Below are 18,415 nucleotides of genomic sequence, written 5' to 3'. Positions count from 1 at the left end.
CTTCCTGACGCGGTCCTGACAGTACGGGCTTTCCGGTGCCAGGCTTCCCACGGCCGCTTCACAGCAACCTCACAGATATCTCGCTGTGTTCTCGTTCCGCGGCCGCCTGCACCTCGTTCCGCGTACCGCCCGGACGGTCGACCCACCGTCCGGTCTCCCCTGGCCGCGTGATCCGTGGCCGCGCAGAAGGAGTCAGTGTTGAGAGACAGTTCCTCCCACAGACGCGCCCCCCACACCCTGCACCGCAAGGCCGCCGCCGTGGCCCTCGTCGGTGTCTCGGCCCTGATCGCCGCCGCCGTCCAGTCGGGCGCCGCCACCGCAGCCCCGGAGAAGGCACCGTCGGCCGCGGGCAAGGTGATCCCGGGCTCCCAGTCCCTCAAGCTCACCCCCGCCCAGCGGGCCGAGCTGATACGCCAGGCGAACGCCGGCAAGGCGGAGGCCGCCAAGGACCTCGGTCTCGGCACCAAGGAGAAGCTGGTCGTCCGTGACGTCGTCAAGGACGGCAACGGCACGCTCCACACCCGCTACGAGCGCACCTACGACGGCCTGCCCGTCCTCGGCGGCGACCTCGTCGTGGACACCACGAAGTCGGGCGCGACCGCGGGCGTCACCAAGGCGACGAAGGCCACCATCAAGGTCGCCTCCCTGACCCCGAAGGTGGCCGCGGCCAAGGCCGAGCAGCAGGCGGTGTCGCTGGCGAAGGCCGCCGGCGCCGACAAGGCCGGCACCGACCGCGCGCCGCGCAAGGTGATCTGGGCCGGCAACGGCACACCCGTCCTCGCCTACGAGACGGTCGTCGGCGGCCTCCAGGAGGACGGCACGCCGAACCAGCTGCACGTCATCACCGACGCCGCGACCGGCAAGAAGCTCTACGAGTACCAGGGCATCGAGACCGGCACCGGCAACACCATGTACAGCGGCACGGTCACCCTCGGCACCACCCAGTCCGGGTCGACGTACAACCTGACCGACGGGGCACGCGGCAACCACAAGACGTACAACCTCAACCGCGGCACCTCCGGCACCGGCACCCTCTTCTCGGGCCCCGACGACATCTGGGGCACCGGAGCGGCGTCCAACACGGAGACCGCGGGCGCCGACGCGCACTACGGCGCCGCGCTCACCTGGGACTACTACAAGAACGTGCAGGGGCGTTCGGGTATCCGCGGTGACGGGGTCGGGGCGTACTCCCGGGTCCACTACGGCAACGCGTACGTGAACGCGTTCTGGGACGACAGCTGCTTCTGCATGACCTACGGCGACGGGTCGGGCAACACCCACCCGCTGACGTCGATCGACGTGGCCGGCCACGAGATGACCCACGGCGTCACGTCCAACACCGCGGGACTCAACTACTCGGGCGAGTCCGGCGGTCTGAACGAGGCCACCTCCGACATCTTCGGCACGGCCGTCGAGTTCTACGCCAACAACTCCTCCGACGTCGGTGACTACCTCATCGGCGAGGAGATCAACATCAACGGCGACGGCACGCCGCTGCGTTACATGGACAAGCCGAGCAAGGACGGCGCGTCCAAGGACAGTTGGTACTCGGGCATCGGGTCGGTGGACGTCCACTACTCGTCCGGTCCCGCGAACCACTTCTTCTATCTGCTGTCGGAGGGCAGCGGCACCAAGACCATCAACGGTGTCACCTACAACTCCTCCACCTCGGACGGCCTTCCGGTCACCGGCATCGGTCGCGACAAGGCGGAGAAGATCTGGTTCCGCGCGCTGACCACGAAGTTCACCTCGACCACCAACTACGCGGGCGCCCGCACCGGCACCCTCGCGGCGGCGGGTGAGCTGTACGGCACGACGAGCGCCGAGTACACGGCCGTGGCGAACGCCTGGGCAGGCGTGGCGGTCGGCACGCGTCCCGGTGGCGGGGGCGGTGGCGGCACCTCGTTCGAGTCGACCACCGACGTATCGATTCCGGACAACGGGGCGGCGGTCAATTCGCCGATCACGGTGTCAGGGCGTACGGGCAACGCGCCGTCGAACCTCGCCGTCGCGGTCGACATCGTGCACACCTACATCGGTGACCTCCGGGTGCAGTTGATCGCCCCCGACGGCACGGCGTACACGCTGAAGGCCTACGGCACCGGCGGCAGCACCGACAACCTCAACACCACGTACACGGTGAACGCCTCATCCGAGGTGGCCAACGGGACTTGGCAGTTGCGGGTCCAGGACAACGCGGCCCAGGACACCGGCTACATCAACAGCTGGAAGCTGACCTTCCCGTAGTCCGGCACCCGCACGGTCAGGGCGCCGCCCCGGTGGTTCGACTCCCCGGGGCGGCGCCCTCTTTTTGCCTTCCCATGACTGGCGTCCTGTTGGCGCTTTACCCAGGTCAACTCGTTTTACATGCCTGCAATGTTCATTCAGCCGTCGACTTTCAGCCAACATCACTTCGGGGTCATGACATGTACGCGCCTTGATGTCACGCTTCCTCACAACCGCCGCACAACTTCACAACCACCCCGGAAGGCACCCCACGCCGTCCGGTGTTCCCCACGAAGGAGCTTGTGTGACCCCCCTCTACGCGCGTCACAAGCGCACCACTCTGGCCATCGCCACCGCCGTCGCGGCCGGAGCTCTTCTCACCACCGGTCTGAGCACCGGCAGCGCCGCCGCCGTGACCCCGGCGGAAGGCTCGGGCAAGGCCGCTCTCGCGGGCGCCCCGGTCCAGCTCTCCGCGGCCGCACGCACCTCCCTCATCAAGGAGCAGCAGGCCGACGCCGGCACCACGGCGCAGGAGATAGGCCTCGGCTCCAAGGAGAAGCTGGTCGTCAAGGACGTCGTGAAGGACGCCGACGGCACGGTCCACACCCGCTACGAGCGCACCTACGACGGCCTGCCCGTCCTCGGCGGCGACCTCGTCGTCCACGAGTCGAAGTCCGGTGCCACCAAGGGTGTCGTGAAGGCGACGAACAAGACCATCAAGGTCGCCTCCCTGACCCCGAAGCTCACCGTCGCCAAGGCCGAGGCCCAGGCGCTGACCGCCGCCAAGGCCGCGGGCTCGGAGAAGACCGCCGCCGACGGCGCCCGCAAGGTCGTCTGGGCCGGCTCGGGCACCCCCGTCCTCGCCTACGAGACGATCGTCGGCGGCTTCCAGGACGACGGCACCCCGAACCAGCTGCACGTCATCACCGACGCCGCGACCGGCAAGAAGCTCTTCGAGTACCAGGGCATCGAGAACGCCACCGGTACCGGCAAGAGCCTGTACTCGGGCACGGTCAGCCTGGAGACCACCCTGTCGGGCTCGACGTACAACCTCACCGACGCCACCCGCGGCAGCCACAAGACGTACAACAAGTCCCACGGCACCAGCTCCTCCGCGGGCACGCTGTTCACGGACGCCGACAACGTCTGGGGCACCGGCGCGGCCTCCAGCTCCACCACCGACCAGACCGCGGCCGTGGACGCCACCTACGGCGCGCAGGAGACGTGGGACTTCTACAAGTCCACCTTCGGCCGCAGCGGCATCAAGAACAACGGCGTCGGCGCCTACTCGCGCGTCCACTACGGCAACGCGTACGTGAACGCGTTCTGGGACGACAGCTGCTTCTGCATGACGTACGGCGACGGCGAGGGCAACGTCAGCCCGCTGACCTCGCTGGACGTGGCCGGCCACGAGATGAGCCACGGCGTCACCTCGAACACGGCCGGTCTGAACTACTCGGGCGAGTCCGGCGGCCTCAACGAGGCGACCTCGGACATCTTCGGCACGGGTGTGGAGTTCTACGCGGCCAACTCCAACGACGTCGGTGACTACCTCATCGGCGAGGAGATCGACATCAACGGCGACGGCACCCCGCTGCGCTACATGGACAAGCCCAGCAAGGACGGCGGCTCGGCGGACTCCTGGTCCTCCTCCGTCGGCAACCTGGACGTCCACTACTCGTCCGGCGTCGCGAACCACTTCTTCTACCTCCTCTCGGAGGGCAGCGGCGCGAAGACGATCAACGGCGTCTCCTACAACTCGCCGACGTCCAACGGCACCACGGTCACCGGCATCGGCCGCGCCAAGGCGCTGCAGATCTGGTACAAGGCGCTGACGACGTACTTCACGTCGACGACCAACTACAAGGCGGCACGCACGGGCACGCTCTCCGCGGCGTCCGCCCTGTACGGCTCCACCAGCACCGAGTACAAGGCGGTGGCGGCGGCCTGGTCCGCGGTCAACGTGAGCTAGTGGTCCCGAGGGACTGACGGGCGGTACCCGGAACGAAGGCATTTCCGGGTACCGCCTTACTCTTGGGTCCCATGTCCTTCACGTACGACGACATCGGCGCGACCCGGCAAAACGGTTTCTGCCCGCCCGGCTTCCACCCCCTGCACGTCCGCACGCGCATAGGCGAGGGCCACGACGTCTTCCGGAAGGCCTCCGAGGCGGTCCTGACCTGGGAGATGCACCGCGCCCTCGGCGTCGGGATAGACGCCACCGCGGACCGTGCGGCTCCCGACGTGGACGTCACGGTCACCCTCGCGGGCGTCATCAAGGCCCCCTGCCGAGTGGTCTGGACGGTCGAGGAACATCGCCGCGCGGGCTGGGCCTACGGCACGCTGGCCGGCCACCCGGAGTGCGGCGAGGAGTCCTTCGTCGTCGACCGCACCGGCGACGGCACGGTCTGGCTGACGGTGTCGGCGTTCAGCAGGGGCGCCAAGTGGTACTCCAGGGCGGGCGGCCCGGCGACCCGAGGCCTGCAGCACGCGTACGCGCGAAAGTGCGGGGCGGTGCTGCGGCGGCTGTGCGGCGGGGAGGACGCGGGCTGAGCGGGAGAGCCCGGCCCGCGTCCCGGCCGCTCACCGCATCAGCACCCCCGCCCCCTCGACCCCGTCCTCCGAAGGCACCACCACCAGCCCCAGCTCCGCGCCCGACGCGAGCAGTCGGTGCGCGGGCAGGATACGGACCGTGTAGCCGAAGGGGCCCGTGCGGTCCAGGGACAGCGGGCCCTCGTACACCCACCGGCCCTCCGCGTCCGGGCCGCCGACCGACTTCAGCGGGACCGTCGCCGCGTCCGCGATGCGGTCCTGCTCGTCCACCCGGCCGGACACCGCCTGGATCTCCACGTCGTCCGGGCTCAGGGCGCCCAGACCCACGCGGACCCGGATTCCGAGCGTGGTGCCGAGCTCGGCCGTGGTCGTGGTGACCGTCGTCTCGACGTGGTCGACCGTCACACCGTGCCACTGCGCCCGCACCCTCGACTTCCACTGCGCGAGTTCGCGCGCGGTGTCCGGGGCCAGCGTGCGGTGGGCATGGGCGGCGGGGGCGTAGAGGCGTTCGACGTACTCGCGGACCATGCGGCCCGCCAGGACCTTCGGGCCCAGCAGGGTCAGCGTCTGGCGGACCATCTCGATCCAGCGGTCGGGCAGGCCGCCCCGACCCTGCTCGTAGAAGCGCGGGGTCACCCGCTGTTCGAGCAGCTCGTAGAGGGCGTCGGCCTCGATGTCGTCACGGCGGTCGGGGTCGGTCCCCGCGCCGTCCGCCGTGGGGATCGACCAGCCGAAGTCCGGCTGGAACCACTCGTCCCACCAGCCGTCCAGGACGGACAGGTTCAGGCAGCCGTTCAGTGCCGCCTTCATGCCCGAGGTGCCGCAGGCCTCCAGCGGCCGCAGCGGGTTGTTGAGCCAGATGTCGCAGCCGGGGTACAGCTTCTGCGCCATCGCCATGCCGTAGTCGGGCAGGAAGACGATCCGGTGCCTCACGCGCGGGTCGTCGGCAAACCGGACCAGCTCCTGGACCAGGCGTTTTCCGCCGTCGTCCGCCGGGTGCGCCTTGCCCGCCACCACGATCTGGATCGGGTGTTCGGGGTGCAGAAGCAGGTCCATGAGACGGTCGCGGTCCCGCAGCATCAGCGTCAGCCGCTTGTACGAGGGGACGCGGCGCGCGAATCCGATGGTGAGGACGTCGGGGTCCAGCACCCCGTCGATCCAGCCCAGCTCCGCCGTACCGGCACCGCGTTGCCGCCACGATGCCCGCAGCCGCTCCCGGACCTCCGTCACCAGCTGCTCGCGCAGCACCCGGCGCAGCTCCCAGATGTCCTGGTCGGGGATGTCGGCGACGGCGTCCCAGCGGTCCGAGCCGCCGACGGTCAGCGCGTCCTCGGTGCGCTGGGCGCCGATCTGCCGGGCGCCGAGCCGGAACACCTCGGGGGCGACCCAGGTCGGGGCGTGCACCCCGTTCGTGACGGAGGTGATCGGCACCTCCTCGGGGTCGAAGCCCGGCCAGAGCCCGGAGAACATCTCCCGGCTGACCTGCCCGTGCAACAGGGAGACGCCGTTGGCGCGCTGGGCGAGCCGCAGGCCCATGACAGCCATGTTGAAGAGGTTGGGTTCGCCGCCCGGGTAGGTCTCCATGCCCAACGCCAGGATCCGTCCCACGTCCATGCGCGGGAGTTCGGCGTCGGGGCCGAAGTGCCGGGCGACCAGCTCGCGGTCGAAGCGGTCGATGCCGGCCGGGACGGGGGTGTGCGTGGTGAAGACGGTCCCGGCCCGGACCGCCTCCAGACCCGCGTCGAAGTCGAGGCCCTGGTCGCAGAGTTCGGCGATCCGCTCCAGGCCGAGGAAGCCGGCGTGTCCCTCGTTGGTGTGGAAGACCTCGGGGCCTGCGTGGCCGGTCAGACGGCAGTACGTCCGTACGGCGCGGACGCCCCCTATGCCGAGCAGCATCTCCTGGAGCAGCCGGTGTTCGCTGCCGCCGCCGTAGAGCCGGTCGGTCACCCCGCGTTCGCCGAGGTCGTTCTCCTCGACGTCGGAGTCCAGCATCAGCAGGGGAACCCGGCCGACCTGGGCGAGCCAGATCCGGGCGTGCAGCTGCCTGCCGCCGGGCAGGGCCAGCGACACCTGTGCCGGGGTGCCGTCGGCCTCGTTCAGCAGGGCCACCGGCAGCTCGTTGGGGTCCAGGACGGGGTAGTGCTCCTGCTGCCAGCCGTCCCGGGACAGGGACTGGCGGAAGTACCCGTGGCGGTACAGCAGGCCGACCCCGATCAGCGGTACGCCCAGGTCACTGGCCGCTTTCAGGTGGTCGCCCGCCAGGATTCCCAGGCCGCCTGAGTACTGCGGCAGGGCGGCGGTGACGCCGAACTCCGGTGAGAAGTAGGCGACGGCGGCCGGTAGTTCACCGGTGTGGGCCTGGTACCAGCGCTCACCGGTGACGTAGTCGTCGAGGTCGTCGGCGACGGCTGTGAGCCGGCGCAGGAAGTCCCCGTCCCCGGCGAGTTCGGCGAGCCGTACGGGGCCGACACTGCCGAGCAGCCGTACGGGATCACCGCCCGACGCGGCCCAGTGTTCGGGATCGACGGACTGGAAGAGGTCGCGGGTCTCCGCGTGCCAGGACCAGCGCAGATTGCGCGCCAGATCGCTCAACGGCCGCAGGACCTCGGGGAGTACAGGTCGGACGGTGAATCGACGGATAGCCTTCACTTGCCACCTCGTCAGGCGTGCGGAGGGGGACACACGGCGGTGTGGGTCCCGTCGTCAACCCCGACGGTATCCGGGGGAAGGGGCTCGCCACTACGGCGCCGCTCCGGATCGCACAGGCGGAAATGCGCCACAACCCCCGCACATCCCCCATGGCCGATATGGCCGGTTCCACCCCGGTGGGCGTCCTTGTGGTACTTCACACCGCACGAGAGGCTTCCCATGGCGTACTGGTCGGCGCCGGGTGCATCCGGCGGGCCGAGGCTGCCGTACGCCGATCCGAGGAGGGGAAGTCGAGCCATGGCACGGACGCGATATCGGCGTCTGCGCCGGCTGGGGGGGCTGACCGCGGTGAGCTGTACCGCCGTGCTTTCGGCCATGACCCTGCCCGCGCACGCCGCACCGGAGGGACGGATATCCGGCGCCGGGGAGCCCGGCTCCGTCAGCGGGAGTTACCTGGTGACACTCAAGGGGGGAACAAGGGCCGCGTCGACGGCCGGAAAGAGCCTCGCCGAGAAGTACGGGGCGAGAATCAGCCATACCTACGGCACGGTACTCAACGGCTACGCGGTCGGGGCCGACGAGAGACAGGCCCGGCGGCTGGCGGCGGACCCACGGGTCGCCTCGGTCGTGCAGGACACCCGGGTGACACTGGAGCGCACCCAGAAGAACCCGCCGTCCTGGGGTCTGGACCGTCTCGACCAGCCGAGGCTGCCCCTGGACAGATCCTTCACCGGCCCACGGTCCGCGGGCGCCGGATCGACGGTGTACGTGATCGACACCGGCATCCGGATCTCGCACCGCGACTTCGGGGGCAGGGCTAGCTACGGCTGGGACTTCGTCGGGAACGACAGGTCCGCCGGCGACGGCAACGGCCACGGCACCCATGTGGCGGCCACCGCCGTCGGCGCCGGGTACGGCGTCGCCAAGCAGGCCAAGGTCGTCGCCGTGCGCGTCCTCGACAACGCCGGCTCGGGCACGATCACGCAGGTCATCGCCGGTATCGACTGGGTGACGAGGAACGCGCGGAAACCGGCGGTCGCCAACCTCAGCCTGGGCGGCCGCCACAACGACCAGCTGGACGCCGCCGTACGCAACTCGATCGCGTCCGGGGTGACCTACGCGGTCGCGGCGGGCAACGTCGGACAGCCGGCCGCGCTCCACTCGCCCGCCGACGTGCCGCAGGCGATCACGGTCGGCGCGACCGACGCGAAGGACGCACGGGCCTCTTTCTCCAACTACGGCCCGGCCGTCGACCTGTTCGCGCCCGGAGTCGCGATCACCTCGGCGGGCATCACCGGCGACACCGCCCGCGCGACCTATTCCGGTACGTCGATGGCGGCCCCGCATGCCGCGGGGGCGGCCGCGCTGTATCTGGCCGACCATCCGAGGGCCACTCCGGCGCAGGTGGGCAGAGCCCTGGTGAACCTGGCGGCATCCGGGAAGGTGTCCTGGCGGGGGCCGGGATCACCGGACAAACTCCTCCAGACACCCGGCTCACAGTGAGAGTTCCCGCATTCCGGCCCCGTTCGTCCGAACGGGGCCGGTTCTGTGCGCAGACATACGCGCGAGTAGTTAACAAAGTGCCGGATTGCCCACCCGAATAGGGTGGGAAGGATCCTGCGGTACACGGCTCGGGTAGGTTCACCGATACGCCCCGCAGGACCCCCTCCCCACATCCATCCGCCCACCCGAAGATGACGCGGACAGGAGCGGTCATGCCCGCCAAGCACCACCCGTCGGCACCCCCGACCTCCAGCACCGAAGCACCCCCCACGCGCCCCGTCGACACCGGGCCACCGCCCCGGGAGCGATCCTCCACGGCAGCGGTCCGGACCCCGGCCGTCGGGCGCATACCCGTCCTCGACGTCCGCCCGGTCGTCCAGCGCGGACGCCGGCCCGCCAAGGCGGTCACCGGCGAGACGTTCGAGATCTCGGCCACCGTGTTCCGTGAGGGCCATGACGCGGTCGCCGCCAACGTCGTGGTGAAGGACCCGGAAGGCCGCGCCGGGCCGTGGACGCCGATGCGGGAGCTCACCCCGGGCACCGACCGCTGGGGTGCCACCGTCACCGCCGGCGCACCCGGCCTGTGGACCTTCGCCGTCGAGGCCTGGGGCGACCCGGTGACCACCTGGCGGCACCACGCCCAGATCAAGATCCCCGCGGGCATGGACACCGAACTGGTCCTGGAGGACGGCGCCCGGCTCTACGAGCGGGCCGCGGCCGGCGTCCCCGACGACGGCCGGGGCACCGTGATCCTCGCTGCCATCAGCGCCCTGCGGGACGACACCCGGCCCGCCGCGGCCCGCCTCGCCGCCGCCTTGACGCCCGAGGTCGACGCGGTGCTGGCGCGGTATCCGTTGCGGGAGTTGATCACGGCGTCGGAGACGTTGCCGCTGCTGGTGGAGCGGGAGCGGGCGTTGTTCGGCTCGTGGTACGAGTTCTTCCCGCGGTCCGAGGGCACGCCCGAGCGGCCGCACGGCACGTTCCGTTCGGCGGCCAGGCGGCTGCCGGCGATCGCCGCGATGGGCTTCGACGTGGTGTATCTGCCGCCGATCCACCCGATCGGCACCACGTTCCGCAAGGGCCGCAACAACACCCTGTCCGCGGGTCCCGAGGATGTCGGGGTGCCGTGGGCGATCGGTTCGCCGGAGGGCGGCCACGACGCGGTCCACCCGGACCTGGGCACGATCGAGGACTTCGACCGGTTCGTCCGGCAGGCCGGCGAGCAGGGTCTGGAGATCGCGCTGGACTTCGCCCTGCAGTGCTCCCCGGACCATCCGTGGGTGCACAAGCACCCGGAGTGGTTCCACCACCGCGCCGACGGCACCATCGCCTATGCGGAGAACCCGCCGAAGAAGTACCAGGACATCTATCCGATCGCCTTCGACGCCGATCTGGACGGGCTGGTCGCCGAGACCGTGCGGGTGCTGCGGCACTGGATGGACCACGGGGTGCGGATCTTCCGGGTGGACAACCCGCACACCAAGCCGGTCGTCTTCTGGGAACGCGTGATCGCCGACATCAACGCCACCGGTCCCGACGTGATCTTCCTGGCGGAGGCGTTCACCAGGCCGGCGATGATGCACACGCTGGCGCAGATCGGCTTCCAGCAGTCCTACACGTACTTCACCTGGCGCACCACCAAGGAAGAACTCACCGAGTACCTCACCGAGCTGTCGGGTGAGGCGGCCTCCTATATGCGGCCGAACTTCTTCGCCAACACCCCCGACATCCTGCCCGGGCACCTGCAGCACGGCGGCCGGCCCGCGTTCGCGCTGCGCGCGGTGCTGGCCGCGACCCTCTCACCGACCTGGGGCATCTACTCCGGCTACGAACTCGCCGAGAACACCCCGCTGCGCGCGGGCGGCGAGGAATACCTCGACTCCGAGAAGTACCAGCTCAAGACCCGCGACTGGGACAGCGACGACTCCCTCGCCCCCCTCATCACCCAGCTCAACACCATCAGGCGGGACAGCCCGGCCCTGCGGCAGCTGCGTGATCTCCACTTCCACCACACGGACAAGGATTCGGTGATCGCGTACTCGAAGCGGAGCGGCTCGAACACGGTTCTGGTGGTCGTGAACCTCGACCCGCACCACACCCAGGAGGCGACGGTCTCGTTGGACATGCCGCAACTCGGCCTGGACTGGCACGAGTCGGTACCGGTGCGCGACGAGCTCACTGGTGAGAACTATCACTGGGGCAGGGCGAATTACGTGCGTCTCGAACCGGGCACTCGTCCCGCGCACATCCTCACCGTCCTGCGACCGTCCACCCCGCAGATCGGAGGGTCACCCACCACATGATCGTCAACGAGCCCGTCCCGGACACCTTCGAGGACACCCCCGCCAAGGACCGCGACCCCGACTGGTTCAAACGAGCCGTCTTCTACGAGGTCCTGGTCCGTTCCTTCCAGGACAGCAACGGCGACGGCATCGGCGACCTCAAGGGCATCACCGCCAAGCTGGACTACCTCCAGTGGCTGGGCATCGACTGCCTGTGGCTGCCGCCGTTCTTCAAGTCACCGCTGCGCGACGGCGGCTACGACGTCTCCGACTACACCGCCGTGCTGCCGGAGTTCGGTGACCTCGCCGACTTCGTGGAGTTCGTCGACGCCGCCCACCAGCGCGGCATGCGCGTGATCATCGACTTCGTCATGAACCACACCAGCGACCAGCACCCGTGGTTCCAGGAGTCCCGCGCCAACCCCGACGGCCCCTACGGCGACTACTACACGTGGGCCGACGACGACAAGCAGTTCCCGGACGCGCGGATCATCTTCGTCGACACCGAGGCCTCCAACTGGACCTTCGACCCGGTCCGCAAGCAGTACTACTGGCACCGCTTCTTCTCCCACCAGCCGGACCTCAACTACGAGAACCCGGCCGTCCAGGAGGAGATGATCTCGGCCCTGCGCTTCTGGCTGGACCTGGGGATCGACGGCTTCCGCCTCGACGCCGTGCCGTACCTGTACCAGGAGGAAGGCACCAACTGCGAAAACCTTCCGGCAACCCATGAGTTCCTGAAGCGGGTCCGCAAGGAGATCGACGCCTCCTACCCGGACACGGTGGTCCTGGCGGAGGCGAACCAGTGGCCGGAGGACGTCGTCGACTACTTCGGCGACTACGAGTCCGGCGGCGACGAATGCCACATGGCCTTCCACTTCCCCGTCATGCCCCGCATCTTCATGGCCGTCCGCCGCGAGTCGCGCTACCCCGTCTCGGAGATCCTCGCCAAGACCCCCGCGATCCCCTCCAACTGCCAGTGGGGCATCTTCCTGCGCAACCACGACGAGCTCACCCTCGAAATGGTCAGCGACGAGGAACGCGACTACATGTGGGCCGAATACGCCAAGGACCCGCGGATGCGCGCCAACATCGGCATCCGCCGGCGGCTGGCCCCCCTGCTCGACAACGACCGCAACCAGATCGAGCTCTTCACCGCCCTGCTCCTGTCCCTGCCCGGCTCGCCGATCCTCTACTACGGCGACGAGATCGGCATGGGCGACAACATCTGGCTCGGCGACCGCGACGCCGTACGCACCCCCATGCAGTGGACACCGGACCGTAACGCGGGTTTTTCGTCCTGTGACCCCGGGCGGCTGTCCCTGCCGACCATCATGGACCCGGTCTACGGTTACCAGGTCACCAACGTCGAGGCGTCGATGGCGTCGCCCTCTTCGTTGCTGCACTGGACCCGCCGGATGATCGAGATCCGCAAGCAGAACCCGGCCTTCGGGCTCGGGTCCTTCACCGAGCTGCCGTCCTCCAACCCCGCGGTGCTGGCCTTTCTGCGGGAGTACGAGGACGACCTGGTCCTGTGCGTGCACAACTTCTCCCGGTTCGCGCAGCCGACGGAACTGGATCTGAGCACCTTCAACGGACGGCACCCGGTGGAGTTGTTCGGCGGGGTGCGCTTCCCGGCGGTCGGTGACCTGCCGTATCTGCTGACCCTCGGCGGGCACGGCTTCTACTGGTTCCGGCTGCGCAAGGAAGGCGCCTAGCCGCTCAGGACCCGTCCAGGACCCGGGTGGGGCGGTTTCCACCGCCCCACCCGGGGCACGCATCAGTAACACCCCGACCAGCCCCCGGGGAAAGGACGCCACGCAATGTCGGAAGCCGTCACCCGCACCGCCACGACAAGTCCAGGCCTCCTCGCCTCACTCGATCCGCTGCTGCGCGAGTGGCTGCCACGGCAGCGCTGGTTCGCGGGCAAGGGTCGGCCGGTCACCGGGTTCTCGTTGGTCGCGGCCACCGAGCTGCTGCCACCGACGGCCAAGCTCGGCCTGTACCACCTGCTGGTCCGCGCCCACCAGCCGCTCGTCGTGGGCGCCCCGCCGCACCCCGGCGACTGCTACCAGCTCCTCATAGGCGTGCGCGAGGCGCTGCCGCCCCGGCTGGCGCCCGCGCTGATCGGCCATGTCGAGGAGGGTCCGCTCGCCGGCGGCACCGCGTACGACGCACTCCACGACCCCCTGCCCGCCGAACTGCTCCTGGAAGCGATCCGCACCGGAGCCCGGATCGGCGGGCTCCGTTTCGAGCGGGACCCGCACCAGGAGATCCGGGACGGACTGGTGGCTCGGGTGCTGACCGGCGAGCAGTCCAATTCGTCGATCGTCTTTGGAGATACGTTCATCCTGAAGCTCCTGCGCCGGGTCGTGCCCGGCGTCAACCCGGACCTGGAGCTCCCGCTGGCGCTGGCCCGTCAGGGCTGCCCCCGGGTGCCCGCGCCAGCGGGGTGGCTGCGGGCGGAGCTGGACAAGGAGCCGTACACCCTCGGCGTGCTCCAGCCTTTCGTACAGGGCGCGTCCGACGGCTGGGAGCTGGCCCTGCGGGAGCTGGCCAAGGGTGAGGACTTCAGCGCCGAGGCGCACGCGCTCGGGCGGGCCACCGCCGAGGTGCACACCGCGCTCGCCGACGCGCTGCCCACCGTGACGCTCGGCCCTCAGCAGCTGCGTCTGCTCGTCGACGGCATGACCGAGCGGCTGGAGGCGGCCGTACAGGCGGTCCCCGCGCTACGGCCGTACGCGCCCGGCCTGCGCTCCGCGTTCACCGCGCTGGGCGATCTGGCCGCCGAGGGCAACACCTGGACCGCGCAGCGGATCCACGGCGATCTGCACCTCGGGCAGTGTCTGCGCTCGGCCTCCGGACAGTGGTCGCTGATCGACTTCGAGGGCGAACCGTCCAAGCCGCTCTCCGAACGCCGGCTGCCGCAGCCCCCGGCCCGGGACATCGCGGGCATGCTGCGCTCCTTCGACTACGCGGCGCACTCGACGGATCTTCCGGTACCGGGCTGGGCCGAGGCGTGCCGGGCGGCGTACTGTTCCGGATACGCCGAGGTCAGCGGTGTGGACCCGCGGACGGATCCGGTACTGCTGCGCGCCTACGAGACCGACAAGGCGGTCTACGAGGTCGTCTACGAGGCCCGGCACCGCCCGGACTGGCTGCCGGTGCCGATGTCCGCGGTGGCGCGGTACGCAGCGAACGACCCGATGTGAGCCGATCTTCGCCGAGGAGGCACCGCACGTGACCCCGCCCACCCCCAGCGGTTCGGATCCGAAGAAAAAGGCTGCGAAAGCGGCCAAGAAGGCAACGCAGAAGGCGACCGGGAAAGCTGCAGGAAAAGCTGCAGGGAGCGCTTCGGAGAAGAAGGCGACAGGGAAGAAGCCCGTCGTCACCGAAGCCGTCACCGAAGCCGTCTCCGTGAAGGGCGCCGCGGAGACGGGCGCCGTGAAGGCGAAGGACGTCGTCGCACCGGTCCCGGCCTCACCGCCGGAGATGTCCTCCGGTGACCGCGACCGGCTCCTCTCCGCCACCCATCACGCCCCGCACTCGGTGCTCGGCGCCCATCCCGTGCCCGACGGGGTGATCTTCCGTGCCTTCAGGCCGTACGCCCTGTCCGTCACCGTCGTCGCCGACACGCTCCGGGCCGAGCTGCACGACGACGGGGGCGGCTTCTTCTCCGGCCTGCTCCCCCTGAGCGAGGTCCCGTCCTACCGCCTCCTCGTGGCGTACGAGGAGACGGTCCAGGACACCGAGGACATGTACGCCTTCCTGCCCGCGCTCGGCGACCTCGACCTGCATCTGCTCGGCGAGGGCCGGCACGAGCAGCTGTGGACGGCGCTGGGCGCGCAGCCCATGACCCACCAGGGCGTGACCGGCACCCGCTTCACGGTGTGGGCGCCCAACGCGCGGGGCGTGCGGGTGGCCGGCACCTTCAACTTCTGGGACCCCTCGGCGTTCGCGATGCGCTCGCTCGGTTCCACCGGTATCTGGGAGCTGTTCGTCCCGGGCGTCGGCGAGGGCGAGCTGTACAAGTTCGAGATCACCCGCCCCGACGGCTCCAAGACCCTGCGCGCGGACCCGATGGCCCGCCGCACCGAGGTCCCGCCCAACACCTCCTCGATCGTCCACACCTCGCACCACGAGTGGCACGACGAACAGTGGCTGGCGAACCGGGCGGCCGGAGCACCGGCCCACGAGGCCGCCTTCTCGGTGTACGAGATCCATCTCCCGTCCTGGCGACCCGGCCTGACGTACCGTCAGCTCGCGGAACAGTTGCCCGCGTACGTCAAGGACCTGGGCTTCACCCACGTCGAGCTGATGCCGGTCGCCGAGCACCCCTTCGGCGGCTCCTGGGGCTACCAGGTCACCGGCTTCTACGCCCCCACGGCCCGCCTCGGCACCCCGGACGACTTCAAGTACCTGGTCGACGCCCTCCACCAGGCAGGCATCGGCGTCCTGATGGACTGGGTGCCGGCCCACTTCCCGCGCGACGACTGGGCGTTGGCCGAGTTCGACGGTCGCACCCTGTACGAGCACGAGGACCCGCTCCGCGCGGCCCACCCCGACTGGGGCACGCTGGAGTTCGACTACGGCCGCCGGGAGGTCCGCAACTTCCTGGTCGCCAACGCCGTGTACTGGTGCGAGGAGTTCCACATCGACGGCCTGCGGGTCGACGCGGTCGCCTCCATGCTCTACCTCGACTACTCGCGTGAGCCCGGCCAGTGGGTCCCGAACGAACACGGCGGCCGGGAGAACCTGGACGCGGTGGCCTTCCTCCAGGAGATGAACGCGACGGTGTACCGCCGGGTCCCCGGTGTGGTGACGATCGCGGAGGAGTCCACGGCCTGGGACGGCGTGACCCGCGCGACGCACCACATGGGCCCGGGGGGTTTCGGCGGCCTCGGCTTCGGCCTGAAGTGGAACATGGGCTGGATGCACGACTCGCTGGACTACATGGCCCATGAGCCGGTGCACCGCAGGTACCACCATCACGAGATGACGTTCTCGATGGTGTACGCGTACAGCGAGAACTACGTCCTGCCCATCTCCCACGACGAGGTCGTGCACGGCAAGGGGTCGCTGGTCTCGAAGATGCCGGGCGACTGGTGGCAGCAGCGGGCCAACCTGCGCGCGTATCTGGCCTTCATGTGGGCCCATCCCGGTAAGCAACTCCTCTTCATGGGACAGGAGTTCGCCCAGGGTGCGGAGTGGTCCGAGGCCCACGGACCGGACTGGTGGCTCCTCGACCCCGCCTACGGGGCGGAGGCCGACCACCGGGGCGTCCGCGACCTGGTCCGCGACCTGAACGTCGTCTACCGCCACACGCCGGCGCTGTGGCAGCGCGACACGGACCCCGCCGGGTTCCAGTGGATCGTGGGCGACGCGGCCGAGGACAACGTCTTCGCCTTCCTCCGCTACGACTCGGACGGCAACCCGCTGCTCGCGGTCTCCAACCTCTCCCCCGTGGCGCGCCCCGGCTACCGTCTCGGCGCCCCCGACGACGTCCCCGCGTGGCTGGAGTCCCTCAACACCGACACCGGCAAGTACGGCGGCGGCGACATCACCAACCCGGACATAGTGAAACCGGACCCACAGGCCTGGCACGGCCGCCCGGCCAGCATCCAGCTCACCCTGCCGCCGTTGGCGACGGTGTGGCTGCGCCCGGCGTAGCGACTCTGAAAACGCCGGACGGGCAAAACAGCCCCTCCGGCGTTTGAGGAGCGGGGGCCCGGGGGCAGAGCCCCCGGACGACGGGACGGGAAGGGGCGGCGGGGGCGAGAAAAGCCCCTCAACGCCCGCCGAACATGAACTTGCGCAGAGCCGCCAGCAGCCCGCTCTCAGGCGCCTTCGCCTCCGCCACCGGCGCCCCCAACCGATACCGCACCGGCAACAACCGCAACCCCCGCACCACCGGCCCCGACCGCCACGGCAACTGGTCCGGCGGCAGCGTCAGTTCCGCGCGGACGAAGTGGTCCAGCACCCTGCCCACCGCGGTCGTCACGATCATCCCGCCCAACTCCCGTGCCGCGCTGGGGCACTGGTGCGGCCCGGCCCCCCACCCCAGATGCGCCCGGGTGGACACCGTGGACCCCACCAGGTGGGAGGAGCTGATCGCCAGCAGGTCGCGGTGGGCAGCCGCAGCGGACGGCGACACGGCGTCCCCCGCCCGTACCCACACATTTCCCAAGCGCACGTCCCGCGCCGCGAACCGGAAGCACATGTTGGCCACCGGAGGATTCGCCAGCGCCGCCCGGTCGACGGTCTCGCCGAGTTGCCCGGCGGACAGGCTCCGCCGCACCGTCGCATTCCCCCGCAGTACCTCCAGCAACGTGTTGAGCACCATGTTCCCGGTGATGTCGTTCAGGTACACGGCGTTCATGAACAGCTCGCGCCCCAACTGTTCGTCCGTCAGCCCGGGGTTCGCGAGCAGCATGTAGGACGTGAGGTCGTCCCCGGGCAGGGCCCTGCGGTGGGCGGCGAGCCGGGTGAACGCACCCAGCGCCCGGCCGGTTGCCGCCCCCGACTCCGATCCCCCGTCCAGCATCCGCCACAGGTCCATGACCAGTTCGTCGCCCAACTCCACAGGGCAGCCGAACAACTTGGACGTCACCATGAGCAGCAGCGGCCGCGTGTACTGCGCCCCGAGATCCGCGAACCCCACGGCCCCGGACTCCGCCGCCAGCATGCCGACCAGTTCGTCGGCGTACCGCGCGACGGCCGCCCGCAGCTCCCAGCCCTCCGGACTCCGCGCGTCCTGGAAGGGGCTGAGCGCCGAGTGGTGCGTGCGGCGGGCCCTCAGATGCTCCTCCTCGTCCATGAACATCATCTGCCGTACCTCGTAACCGGCCAGCAGGGGCCAGGCCCGCGGCAGCCGCCCCTCGGCCCGGGCCCGCCAGTACCGCACGTCCCGGCGCCACAGGTCCTCGTTCCGCAGCACCTCGGTGACCTCGGTGTACCCGAGCACCAGCCACACCGGGACTCCCATCAGGGAGACCGGCGCGACCGGACCGTAGGTGCCGCGCAGCCGTTCGTACACCGCACCGGGGTCGACGTCGAACTCGGCCGTGAGCAGCGGCTCGACGGGCAGCGACCCGAGGGTCGGGCCGTCGGCCGACGGGACGGCGTGCGACTGTGCTTCCATACCGCACACGCATACCGCACGAACCGCGCACAGGCAGTGACTTCGGCGCGAACTGTTACGC

At 70.0% G+C, this 18,415-nt stretch carries 10 protein-coding genes; 8 read left to right on the top strand and 2 right to left on the bottom strand.

Annotation, left to right across the window (positions count from 1 at the left end):
- Positions 1-198 precede the first annotated feature (198 nt).
- The 3 genes from OHT57_RS34400 (at position 199) to OHT57_RS34390 (ending at position 4,779) form a co-directional block, all read left to right on the top strand.
- The gene (locus OHT57_RS34400; protein WP_328750639.1) at positions 199-2,247 is read left to right on the top strand and encodes a M4 family metallopeptidase; all 2,049 of its coding nucleotides are present in this window, start codon (positions 199-201) and stop codon (positions 2,245-2,247) included.
- A 283-nt stretch (positions 2,248-2,530) separates the two neighbouring features.
- Positions 2,531-4,198, top strand: coding sequence for a M4 family metallopeptidase (locus OHT57_RS34395; RefSeq protein ID WP_328750638.1), 1,668 nt, complete (start codon positions 2,531-2,533; stop codon positions 4,196-4,198).
- Between the two features lie 71 nt (positions 4,199-4,269).
- Positions 4,270-4,779 (top strand): DUF1990 family protein, encoded by a 510-nt coding sequence (locus tag OHT57_RS34390; RefSeq protein WP_328750637.1) that lies wholly within the window; start codon positions 4,270-4,272, stop codon positions 4,777-4,779.
- Between the two features lie 30 nt (positions 4,780-4,809).
- Here the strand turns inward: OHT57_RS34390 and glgP are convergent, their stop codons facing one another.
- Entirely contained in the window at positions 4,810-7,428 is a 2,619-nt protein-coding gene (gene glgP / locus OHT57_RS34385) for an alpha-glucan family phosphorylase (RefSeq protein WP_328750636.1), read from the bottom strand.
- A gap of 297 nt (positions 7,429-7,725) precedes the next feature.
- On the opposite strand from glgP, the gene OHT57_RS34380 reads away from it, so the two are divergent.
- The 5 genes from OHT57_RS34380 to glgB all read left to right on the top strand — a co-directional run bounded on the left by OHT57_RS34380 (position 7,726) and on the right by glgB (position 16,883).
- The gene (locus tag OHT57_RS34380) at positions 7,726-8,931 is read left to right on the top strand and encodes a S8 family peptidase (RefSeq protein WP_328750635.1); all 1,206 of its coding nucleotides are present in this window, start codon (positions 7,726-7,728) and stop codon (positions 8,929-8,931) included.
- Positions 8,932-9,143: 212 nt separating this feature from the next.
- Positions 9,144-11,234 carry an alpha-1,4-glucan--maltose-1-phosphate maltosyltransferase gene (locus OHT57_RS34375; RefSeq protein ID WP_328750634.1) on the top strand — a complete coding sequence of 697 codons (2,091 nt, stop codon included), beginning with the start codon at positions 9,144-9,146 and terminating at the stop codon, positions 11,232-11,234.
- Positions 11,231-12,931: a maltose alpha-D-glucosyltransferase gene (gene treS / locus OHT57_RS34370; RefSeq protein ID WP_328750633.1), complete on the top strand. Its 1,701-nt coding sequence runs from the start codon at positions 11,231-11,233 to the stop codon at positions 12,929-12,931. Before OHT57_RS34375 ends, treS begins: the two co-directional genes overlap by 4 nt.
- Positions 12,932-13,036: 105 nt before the next feature.
- Entirely contained in the window at positions 13,037-14,425 is a 1,389-nt protein-coding gene (locus OHT57_RS34365; RefSeq protein WP_328750631.1) for a maltokinase N-terminal cap-like domain-containing protein, read from the top strand.
- A 28-nt stretch (positions 14,426-14,453) separates the two neighbouring features.
- Complete coding sequence (glgB, locus tag OHT57_RS34360; RefSeq protein WP_328750630.1) at positions 14,454-16,883, top strand: 1,4-alpha-glucan branching enzyme; 2,430 nt, start codon at positions 14,454-14,456, stop codon at positions 16,881-16,883.
- Positions 16,884-17,001: 118 nt separating this feature from the next.
- Here the strand turns inward: glgB and OHT57_RS34355 are convergent, their stop codons facing one another.
- Positions 17,002-18,354, bottom strand: coding sequence for a cytochrome (locus OHT57_RS34355; protein ID WP_328750629.1), 1,353 nt, complete (start codon positions 18,352-18,354; stop codon positions 17,002-17,004).
- Positions 18,355-18,415 lie beyond the last annotated feature (61 nt).

Origin of the sequence: Streptomyces sp. NBC_00285 (assembly GCF_036174265.1) — a bacterium.
Lineage (GTDB): Bacteria > Actinomycetota > Actinomycetes > Streptomycetales > Streptomycetaceae > Streptomyces.
Note: the sequence above shows the minus strand (reverse complement) of the source record. Positions and strands in the feature narration are given on the sequence as shown.